The organism is Arthrobacter sp. lap29, from assembly GCF_032458965.1.
GTDB classification, from domain to species: Bacteria; Actinomycetota; Actinomycetes; order Actinomycetales; family Micrococcaceae; genus Specibacter; species Specibacter psychrochitiniphilus.
Genome location: NZ_JAUCEK010000014.1, coordinates 41,444 through 50,474, shown reverse-complemented (window position 1 = coordinate 50,474; position 9,031 = coordinate 41,444). Strand labels below are relative to the sequence as shown.

The 9,031-nt window shown below is 62.4% G+C and carries 12 protein-coding genes and 1 tRNA gene; 4 read left to right on the top strand and 9 right to left on the bottom strand.

Annotated elements, in window-relative coordinates; all coding sequences use genetic code 11:
• Positions 1–123: 123 nt before the first annotated feature.
• From RY113_RS17625 to RY113_RS17610, 4 genes are all read right to left on the bottom strand, one after another.
• Positions 124–561 carry a response regulator transcription factor gene (locus tag RY113_RS17625; protein WP_315915678.1) on the bottom strand — a complete coding sequence of 146 codons (438 nt, stop codon included), beginning with the start codon at positions 559–561 and terminating at the stop codon, positions 124–126.
• A 201-nt stretch (positions 562–762) separates the two neighbouring features.
• Positions 763–1,497, bottom strand: a complete 735-nt coding sequence (locus RY113_RS17620; RefSeq protein WP_315915677.1) for a histidine kinase — start codon at positions 1,495–1,497, stop codon at positions 763–765.
• Positions 1,428–1,697: a hypothetical protein gene (locus RY113_RS17615; RefSeq protein ID WP_315915676.1), complete on the bottom strand. Its 270-nt coding sequence runs from the start codon at positions 1,695–1,697 to the stop codon at positions 1,428–1,430. The genes RY113_RS17620 and RY113_RS17615 overlap by 70 nt, the downstream gene beginning before the upstream one ends.
• A 170-nt stretch (positions 1,698–1,867) precedes the next feature.
• Complete coding sequence (locus RY113_RS17610; RefSeq protein ID WP_315915675.1) at positions 1,868–2,140, bottom strand: hypothetical protein; 273 nt, start codon at positions 2,138–2,140, stop codon at positions 1,868–1,870.
• Between the two features lie 703 nt (positions 2,141–2,843).
• Between RY113_RS17610 and RY113_RS17605 the strand changes: the two genes are divergently transcribed.
• The 4 genes from RY113_RS17605 (at position 2,844) to RY113_RS17590 (ending at position 4,618) form a co-directional block, all read left to right on the top strand.
• Positions 2,844–3,764 carry an NADP-dependent oxidoreductase gene (locus RY113_RS17605; RefSeq protein ID WP_315915681.1) on the top strand — a complete coding sequence of 307 codons (921 nt, stop codon included), beginning with the start codon at positions 2,844–2,846 and terminating at the stop codon, positions 3,762–3,764.
• Positions 3,765–3,928: 164 nt separating this feature from the next.
• On the top strand, positions 3,929–4,075 hold the full coding sequence (locus RY113_RS17600) for a hypothetical protein (protein ID WP_315915674.1): 147 nt from the start codon (positions 3,929–3,931) through the stop codon (positions 4,073–4,075).
• On the top strand, positions 4,072–4,320 hold the full coding sequence (locus RY113_RS17595; RefSeq protein ID WP_315915673.1) for a hypothetical protein: 249 nt from the start codon (positions 4,072–4,074) through the stop codon (positions 4,318–4,320). Before RY113_RS17600 ends, RY113_RS17595 begins: the two co-directional genes overlap by 4 nt.
• Positions 4,321–4,474: 154 nt before the next feature.
• Positions 4,475–4,618 (top strand): hypothetical protein, encoded by a 144-nt coding sequence (locus RY113_RS17590; RefSeq protein WP_315915672.1) that lies wholly within the window; start codon positions 4,475–4,477, stop codon positions 4,616–4,618.
• A gap of 114 nt (positions 4,619–4,732) precedes the next feature.
• Here the strand turns inward: RY113_RS17590 and RY113_RS17585 are convergent.
• From RY113_RS17585 to RY113_RS17565, 5 genes are all read right to left on the bottom strand, one after another.
• Positions 4,733–4,806, bottom strand: a tRNA-Pro gene (locus RY113_RS17585).
• A 148-nt stretch (positions 4,807–4,954) separates the two neighbouring features.
• Positions 4,955–6,496 carry a ribosome biogenesis GTPase Der gene (der, locus tag RY113_RS17580; protein ID WP_110106007.1) on the bottom strand — a complete coding sequence of 514 codons (1,542 nt, stop codon included), beginning with the start codon at positions 6,494–6,496 and terminating at the stop codon, positions 4,955–4,957.
• Positions 6,493–7,215 carry a lysophospholipid acyltransferase family protein gene (locus RY113_RS17575; RefSeq protein ID WP_315915671.1) on the bottom strand — a complete coding sequence of 241 codons (723 nt, stop codon included), beginning with the start codon at positions 7,213–7,215 and terminating at the stop codon, positions 6,493–6,495. Before RY113_RS17575 ends, der begins: the two co-directional genes overlap by 4 nt.
• Positions 7,212–7,931 (bottom strand): (d)CMP kinase, encoded by a 720-nt coding sequence (cmk, locus tag RY113_RS17570; protein WP_110106005.1) that lies wholly within the window; start codon positions 7,929–7,931, stop codon positions 7,212–7,214. Before cmk ends, RY113_RS17575 begins: the two co-directional genes overlap by 4 nt.
• Positions 7,928–9,031, bottom strand: coding sequence for a prephenate dehydrogenase (locus RY113_RS17565; protein ID WP_315915670.1), 1,104 nt, complete (start codon positions 9,029–9,031; stop codon positions 7,928–7,930). Before RY113_RS17565 ends, cmk begins: the two co-directional genes overlap by 4 nt.

Genomic DNA, 9,031 nt, shown 5'->3' with positions numbered 1-9,031 from the left:
TGATCCATTGAACGGCAACCCACCCCATGCGCCCGGCAACGAAAACCAGGCGGCTAGCCCATATGAACGTCAATCTGCCCGGGCGCGTCCGGGTTGAAAACAAGGCGGCGGTTGGCGATCTTGTCAGTGAAGAAGCGGTCGTGACTGACCACCAAAACGGCGTCCAACAACGCTGCCAAACACTGTTCCCCCAGCGGCCACCACCAGCACAGCCTGCACAATCTCATCCCGGACCGCACCCTTGAGCAAGTACCCGCAGGCTCCCGCGCGGATGGCCCCGAGGACTTCTTCATCGCCGCTGTGCATGGACAAGACCAAAACGGGGATGTCAGGATAGGCCCCAGTGATGCCGAAGATGGCGCTGGTGCCGTCCACTGGTGGCATATCCAAGTCGGTTAAGACCACATCAGGGCGTTCCCGCTCAACTAGCAGCATCAGTGAGGGGCCGTCGCGCGCCTGACCCACCACAGTCAGGTCAGTCCCGGCTGCGAGCGCAGCGGCAAGCCCGTAAAGGAACATGGTATGGTCGTCGGCGATGATCAGGCTTACAGGCTTATTCACCGGGAACCCTCCCAATCTGGATAATCACCGCCCGCCGGTGTTGGCCTGCAACCCCAGGCATGTATACCTGGCCGGGCGGGACCTGAGCTCATGAAGCATGGGCGGGCGGAAGTTGGAAGGCTCGCGGTTGCTCCGAGTCGAGGGGAAGTGCGAACCGTACGCCAGTGCCGCCCGCCGAGGAATTGATGCTCATGCTCCCACCTAGTGGCTATGACCCTGGTGACCCTGACCCGCATGGATGCCAGCCCAACCCCGTCGGCGGGATGAGCGCGGAAGCCATTGTCGTCGTCGTCCACGGAAACAGCCAGCAGGCCGCACCGGCAGCACATGGGCAAGCCCGTGCCTGACTAGGGCCTCGGGGAGGAGCCCGTCCAGGATGCGCCGGATCTCGGTCACTGATGCAGCAACCTTCCTATCCAGCACAGGGACTAGGCGGGCAAGCTCCCCGCTGACGACGTCCCTGAGGGCTGCCAGTCCCAGCCCGACGCCGGTCAGCGATCCGAGGCCGTCATGCAGGTCCCGGCGCAGGCGTTCACGTTCACGGGCCGTAGCCTCGAGGACGGCGTCGCGCTGGTGGGCCAGTTCCGCCGTGAGGGAGAGTGCATGGATCTCGGCGGCAAGTTGCGGCGCCATGGCCCGCAACATCCCCTTGTCCCACCCTGGGTAACGCTCCCCCGGCGTCCGGCCATCCAGTTCAAGCGTGCCCGCATCCCGCCCGCCCAGGGTCAGGGGTGCGGTGAACACAGGGCCGACGGCGCGTTCCCCATCAACGGTGGCACCCGGCACCCCCACAGAGGCGAGCGTACCGACGTCAAGCCTTGCAATACGCACGTGGGGAGCACGGACGCCGTCCTCGATCCCTGTGGTCACAACGTGGAGGAGCTCGTGATCCGCGGCCCCTGCGGCGAGTGCACCGAGTCCTGACACGGCGGACATGGGTCAGCACCCTTGCCGTAGAGGAAGCGGTCCACTGCACGCTGGTGCGCAGGGGGGCTGATGCCTACGGCAATGAGGGCCGCCGCCACAAGGGCTGTCACGGGGTCTCCTGTCAGGCGTGCCGCGGCCACAGCAAGCACTGCCGCGTAGACCGCCATGATGCACCCCGTCAGCAGCGCATAGACGAGGGCACTGCGCATCAGTGCCTGGATGCCCAGCAACCGGTAGCGCAGGACGCCTACGGCTATGGCAACGGGGAGAAAGGTACAAGGACAGACTCAGCACCCACTGCCCGGGCACTGTTCCGCCAAGGAACTGTTCACCCATCAACAGCGCCACCGTGACGATCAGCCACGTGAGTTGCTGGCGTTCAGGGTGCACCGTCCGGATCAGCCGCAGACAGCACTTTCCCCAGAGCCATAACACCCGGCCGCATAGACCACGGCGGCGCACCACACCCAAGCGCACCGGTACCCGGAGTCATCCCCGCTGCAGCAGCACGGCAGTACGGCAGTACGTCACCGGCCACCAAGACCACAGTGGGCACTACCCATACCCTGCCTAGCCATGTTCCGGTCGGATACAGCACAGGCAGGAGGCCTATCAGCAAAAAGATGGAGAGCGCCGTGACAGTGGCAACCACCCCGCCCATCATGACTCAGCCCAAGATGTTGCGCCGGCGAAGCCAGGCTGGTGCGGCTCCGGGAATGGCCCAGCTGGCACCTACCACGGCCTGGGCAACGAACGGAATGGATTGGCTCAACGGCGTTAACCTAGTGCGCTGGAACACCACTTCGGCCCCTCGCCCGCACAGGCGCCAGCCACGGCTATCAGCAACAGCCCTGCAATCACCAGCCGGTTAAGTGCCCTGGGCCAAGTCTCCCGGCAGGACGCGCTTGGTTCAAGGACTGGATCCCCCTCCGGCTCGGGCAAGACGCCCGGCCCGGCGGGACCCGCACCCCTGTTTATTGCTGATTCGGGCCGGGAACAATGAAAGCTCCCGTATTCCATGCCCAGCAGTTCAGACCCACCCACAATCAGACCCACCCACAAGGCGCAGGAGAGCCCACCATGAACAAGCAATCAGCTCTTGCGACCGCAAAGCCCCTTGTTTGGCGGCGGCACGTCTCTCCTCTCAAATTCTGTATGGTGGCGCCGGACAGGTGGCAGCCCGGGCTCGGCCTGCGCCAAGGGATCGGAATTAGTCAAGTAGCGCAGTGTTGCACACCTGCCGGGAACTGCAATACTCAAGACAGGGTGGCCCGCCCACTTGAGGCTGACCATCCCCAAGGGCAGGCCCCGGTGCCACGCCACCCAAGATCAAGCGCAGGAGAGTTGTGCAAACAATGAAAGCCTTTGTCTCCCCGAGCCCCGGGAGTCAGCGCGTGGTCCTCGCGGAGGTGCCCATACCGGACATCAGCGACGATGAGTTGCTGGTGCGTGTCCATGCAATTGGCGTAGGTATCCACGACTCCTACTTTCTGCCGACTGATGCCATCTTCCCCTATCCCGTAGGAATTGAGGGCGCTGGCGTCATTGAGGCTGTGGGTGCCAAGGTGGCAGGCCATCTGGTAGGTGATCGGATTGCGTTTGTCAGTTCAATGCAAGCAAAAGGTGGCACCTGGGCGGAGTTTGTTGCCGTCAAGAACGGATCGCTCATTGTGCCGATTCCTCACGGCATGGACTTTGTGAGCGCCGCGGCGGTGCCTGTCGCCGGCAACACCGTGCTGCGTGCATTGCGGGCGCTGCCGCCCATCCGAGCTGGAGGTTCGCTGTTTGTAGCAGGGGGCTCCGGCGCCATCGGCACACTGGCCATCCCGCTCGCGGTGCGGCGCGGCTGGCGGGTAGGCGCCTCTGCATCTGCCGCTAATCGCGGCTACTTACTCTCACTCGGTGCGGATTTGGCTGTTGACTATCGCGACCCCACTTGGCCAGAGCAGGTTCTTGCCTGGCGGCCCGGAGGCGTAGATGCGGCCCTGGCAATCCAGCCCGGAACATCTAGTGCCAGCCTGCCCGTGGTGAAGGACAGCGGATCCTTGATCAGCATCTCCGGTGATGAGCTGACGCGGGAACGCGGGATACAGGCGATGGGCGTCCCTTATGGCCTTGACGTGCAGCAGGAACTGGTGGAGGTCATGGGGGACATTGTTCGCGGAACCCTCCGTGTGGAACTCGAACGGGTGTTTCCCTTCGCACAGGCCCTGGACGCATTGGCGAAAGTACGCACACGCCATGCCCGGGGAAAGATTGTGCTGGCGATGGAGTGAATGGGCGCAGGGGCGCCAGGCTAAGACGCACCGGAGACCACAGCACTGGCACGTCCAAGAATGAACGGCAGCCAGCAACCCACAGGATAGCGGGCGGCCCTGCTGAACCCTGACTGTCACTGACGACGGCGGGGACCCGGACTCGTGGGTGCCAAGGACTGGGTGTGCTGGCCGAGGCTGCGGGCGCACGGGCCGCCGTGGAACTTGTCATGGAATTGCGCCCCGATGTGGTGCTGCTGGATCTGCACATGCCAGCACTGATTAAAGATGAGGTGACCCACGGCGGCTGGTGCAGGACCTTCCCGGTGTGAAAATTTCCGTGTTGACCATGTTCGAAGATGACGAATCCGTGTTTGCCTGTCTCAAGCCTGGGTTGCTCGGCTACCTACTGAAGGAAGCGGAGCAAACGGCCATTGAGTGGGCGGCGGCCGCGGATCTTGGCCTTGGCAGCAAAACCATCTGGAATTTGGTGTCCAACGTCTTTGCGAAACTAGGCGCCGCAGACAGGGCACAGACCATTATCAAAGCCCGCGCGGCAGGGATGGGCCAACGGTAACGGGTACGTTCAGCCGCACTCGGGCACAGTGCCCGGATGCAGGGGACCTGGTCCTCGGGCGGCGCCGCGCGCCTACTTGAGCATGGCGGTACCCCACATCGACAGGTTTGCCCGGCCGCTGTTCCTATCAAGCTGATTAGGCAGGAGTCCACCCATGTTTTCGCTTCGAGCCGGCACCTCACCTAAAAACCAAGAACGGACCACACAAGCCCATCGATGGTTATTGCTGGCGCTTCGCATCTATGCCTCGTTGCTGGCACTGCTCTTTATTGTCTGGTTGGCCACTGCCATGTCCTAGGGGCCAACCTAGGAAGTCTCAGGGGAAGCCTTACGTCACCGCCGAAATGTTAGTGGGCAACAAAAAACCGCTCAAACCCTGGCTTTCACCAGTGTTTGAGCGGTTTTGCATCGGTCGGGCTGACAAGATTTGAACTTGCGACCCCTTGACCCCCAGTCAAGTGCGCTACCAAGCTGCGCTACAGCCCGATTGGTTCGGTCCTTTGGAAGTTATCTTCCGTGGCTGAACCATCGGAAAAAAGTTTACCCCATATTCTCGGGCGCCTTGACCACTTTGACTGTGATTGGCGTCTCACACCCCGGCCGGAGTGATTTCCGGCCGGGGAAGAGGGACTGTCTACTTCTTTTTGCTGCGCTTTTCACGCACGCGCATGGCAACTTCAATGGGTGTTCCCTCGAAACCGAAGGTTTCACGCAGGCGGCGCGTAATGAAGCGGCGGTAGCCCGGGTCCAGGAAGCCGGTGGTGAACAGGACAAACTTCGGCGGACGGTTCGAGGCCTGGGTGCCGAACAGGATACGGGGCTGCTTGCCACCGCGCACGGGGTGCGGGTGCTCCGAGACCAGTTCGCCCAGGAACGCATTCAGACGGCCTGTGGGGATGCGGCGATCCCAGTTTTCCAAGGCCAGGTCCAAGGCGGGGACAAGCTTGTCCTTGTGCCAGCCCGTCAGGGCCGAGATGTTCACGCGCGGGGCCCAGCTTACGTGTGCCAGGTCCTGGTCAATTTCACGTTCCAAGTACTTGCGGCGCTCATCGTCCATCAAGTCCCACTTGTTGTACGCCAACACCAAGGCACGGCCGGATTCAATGGCCAACTGCAAGATGCGCACATCCTGCTCGCTGAGCACTTCATCAACGGCTAGCAGCACCACGGCCACCTCAGCCTTTTCCAACGCTGTCTGGGTGCGCAAGGAGGCGTAGAAGTCAGCACCTTGTTGCATGTGCACGCGGCGGCGAATACCAGCCGTGTCCACAAAACGCCAGGTGCGTCCACCCAGTTCAATCATTTCATCCACGGGATCGCGAGTGGTTCCGGCAACGTTGTCAACAACTACGCGCTCTGTTCCGGCCAGCTTGTTCAGCAGCGAAGACTTGCCAACATTCGGGCGGCCAATCAAGGCAACGCGGCGCGGGCCGCCGGTACGTTCAAGACCGGCTACTGCGGAGAACTCCGGCAGAACCTCCAAGACCTTGTCCAGCATGTCTGCCACACCGCGGCCGTGGACCGCCGAGACAGGAAGCGGCTCTCCCAAGCCAAGGCCCCACAGCATTGCCAGATCGGCTTCCTGGACCAGATCATCAATCTTGTTACCTACCAGGATGACGGGCTTCTTGGACTTACGCAGCATGCGCACAATGGCTTCATCTGATGCGGTAATACCCACAATGGCATCAACCACCAGCAGAACGGCGTCAGCCATCTCTACGGCAATTTCAGCCTGCTCGGCCACACGCAAATCAAGTCCGCGAGCATCCCGCTCCCAGCCACCGGTATCGACGAGCGTGAAAGGGCGCCCGCTCCAGTCGGCGTCGTACTGGACACGGTCACGGGTCACGCCGGGAGTATCTTCCACCACTGCCTCGCGGCGGCCGAGAATTCGGTTGACCAGCGTGGATTTACCCACGTTGGGCCGTCCCACAATGGCCAGAATCGGGTTCTGCCGCGTGGGGTCATAGTCCTCGCCGTCGTCGAATTCGCCGGACAGCAAGGCCGCGTCAGCGTCGTCGAGCTCGTAGTTGGCTAGGCCTGCGAGGAGGCCTGCTGCGCGTGCGTCGGCGTCCTCATCGGAAATGGCCGCCAGCCGCTCAGCGATCTGGTCGGTGCCTGTGGGCACGTATTCCTGGTCATCAGCGGGTGTGGCTGATTTGGAGTCGCTCATGGTTGCTGTCCTTTGTGCTTTGAAGATAGGTGATCATCCGCAGGCAAATCCTGCCCTGTTGCGGCTTGGGATGCGGCAATGTGTGACGCCAGCCGCAGGCGAATTTGTTCGGTTGCTCTGTCCATTGAAACACGGCCGGAAACACCGGGTTCACGCGTGATTGTCAATGGTTGTCCAAACACCACATGCATTTTGCGCCGTGGTGAGGGAATTTTATCTCGATGTTCTCCCCGGTTCCGGGTGCCAAGTACGGCAACAGGCACGACGGCGGCCGCTGAGTTAAGTGCCAGCCATGCCACCCCGCTATTGACGTTCGCGGCGTCTCCGCTCCCCCGGGTACCTTCTGGCAGGATCCCGACGCAATCACCACGGTCAAGGACCGCTTTAGCGTATTGCAGTGCGGCACGGTCCCCTGATCTATTGACGGGGATCTGTCCGGAGGCTTGTAATACCCAGCCCAGGAAACCCTTGAACATGTCATGGCGAACCATGACGTGCATGTACCGGCTGCTCGCCCCCACCATGACGGGTCCGTCCAGGTAGCTCAGGTGATTGGCGGCAAACACCACAGGACCTGTGACGGGAATGTTCTCCAGTCCCACCACAGCGGTGTTGTACACCACATGGTCCAGGAACCGGCCCAGCGGACGGCTCCAATGGGTTCTCCACCGTGACGGGGCGGCCGAAATACTCCGCAGCTGTTTTTGCTTTTCGCTCATACAGGCGGACCCGCGTTTACGGCCCTGCGCACCACGGCGATGACGGCGTCAACGGTCGCATCGAAGTCCAGATCAGAGGAGTCCACGGTGTACACGCCGTCGGCCGCACGCTGAAAATCGACCACGGTGGAGTCCTTGGCGTCGCGTGCCAGGACCTGCTCGGCCAGCTGTTCGGCACTCTGGGTGCCGCCCAATTGCAGGCCGCGCCGGCGCAGCCGGGCTTCCTCGCTGGCGGTCAGGATCAGGCGCGCCTCGGCGTCGGGGGCAACCACCGTGGTGATGTCCCGTCCCTCAACCACGATCCGGCGCCCGTGTTCTGCAATGAGTGCTTGCTGGCGGCGGATCAGTTCGGCGCGGGCTCCAAGGTTGGTGGCGACGGCGCTGACGGCCTCGGAAATCTTCGGTTCTCGGATGGCGGCGGTGACGTTAATGCCGTTGATCGTGAACATTTCCGTCCCCGGATCCATACTCTGTGCCATCTTGACGGTTCGCGCGGCCGCCTCAACGGCGGCCGCGTCGGCGAAGCTGATGCGGCCGTTCAGGCAGTGCCAGGCCACGGAACGGTACATGGCACCGGTATCCAGAAATGCCAGTCCGAGGCGTGTTGCCACGGCCTTGCTGACGCTGGACTTGCCGGAACCGGAGGGGCCGTCCACCGCCACCACCAGGGATTTGCCCTGGCGAATCTGCTGTTCTGTTACATCTGCATTGCTCATTGAAGTACCTTCCACGCACGTGCCGTCAATTCCTCCACGAGTGCCACACGCTTGGCGGGCAGCACGGAGAGTTCCACCATGCCTACTTGCAGTCCCGCCGAGTGGTCTAGGCGCAGATCCTCCACATTTACACCAATGTCTCCAATTTCAGTCAGCAGTTTGGCGATCTGTCCGGGCTTGTCATCAACTAGAACCGTCAACCAGGAATACTGCTGAGGCGGGCCGCCGTGCTTGCCAGGAATCCGGCTCTGACCTTCATTTCCTTCGGTCATGAGCTGGGCCAAATCCAGGCGTGCCCCGGGAGCTGTTGGAGCACTAAGCGTGTTGATCAACCGATCCAAATCGGTACGCACCCCCTGCATGATCTCCAACAGTTTCGGTGCGTTGGCACCGAGAATCTGAACCCATAAGGCAGGGTCGCTGGCAGCGATCCGGGTCACATCGCGAAGCCCGTTCCCCGAAAGCGAGAGCGCGGCTGAGGGCGATTCCGCCAGTCTGCTCGCCACCAAAGACGCCATGACCTGCGGCAGATGCGAGACCAAAGCCACGGCAGCATCGTGCTCCTCAGCGGTGAAACGGAACACCACGGCGTCCAAGTCAATCGCCAGCGAATGCGCCACCTTGATAGCGTGGGCACTACTGAACTCTGAGGGACAAAGCACCCAGGGCATCGAGTTGAACAGCTCGCCCCGTGCTGCCACAGGGCCGGAACGTTCACGCCCGGCCATGGGGTGTGTGCCCACGTAGCGGGCCAGCGCGCCCGGCGCCAGAGAGTCCATGGCTTCTAGCTGAGCCAAGATGGCTCCCTTGACGCTGGCAATGTCAACCACTACGGCGGACGGGTACTGGGTGAGAGCCCCGGCCACTACCTGCGCGGAGACATCCGGCGGCGCAGCCACCACTACCAGCTCTGGGTGCAGCTCTTGCGCCGGGACGAAGGCGCGCCCGGCACCAATGTCTACAGCTACGGCCTGTGCCGACGGAGAGGGGTCGCTGAGGACCACGTCAAGACCGCGGGCCCGCAGCCCCAAACCAATGCTGGCCCCCAGCAGCCCGCTGCCAAGGACCAGCACGGCTCCGCTCAAGTGCGAAGGATTCAT

Bases quoted from the DNA above. Each gene is read 5' to 3' on its own strand.
- RY113_RS17575 (WP_315915671.1), bottom strand. From the start codon at position 7,215: ATGAGCGAAAAGCAAAAACAGCTGCGGAGTATTTCGGCCGCCCCGTCA.
- RY113_RS17620 (WP_315915677.1), bottom strand. From the start codon at position 1,497: ATGTCCGCCGTGTCAGGACTCGGTGCACTCGCCGCAGGGGCCGCGGAT.
- cmk (WP_110106005.1), bottom strand. From the start codon at position 7,931: ATGAGCAATGCAGATGTAACAGAACAGCAGATTCGCCAGGGCAAATCC.
- der (WP_110106007.1), bottom strand. From the start codon at position 6,496: ATGAGCGACTCCAAATCAGCCACACCCGCTGATGACCAGGAATACGTG.
- RY113_RS17565 (WP_315915670.1), bottom strand. From the start codon at position 9,031: ATGAATCCTTCGCACTTGAGCGGAGCCGTGCTGGTCCTTGGCAGCGGG.
- RY113_RS17615 (WP_315915676.1), bottom strand. From the start codon at position 1,697: ATGCGCAGTGCCCTCGTCTATGCGCTGCTGACGGGGTGCATCATGGCG.
- RY113_RS17605 (WP_315915681.1), top strand. From the start codon at position 2,844: ATGAAAGCCTTTGTCTCCCCGAGCCCCGGGAGTCAGCGCGTGGTCCTC.
- RY113_RS17590 (WP_315915672.1), top strand. From the start codon at position 4,475: ATGTTTTCGCTTCGAGCCGGCACCTCACCTAAAAACCAAGAACGGACC.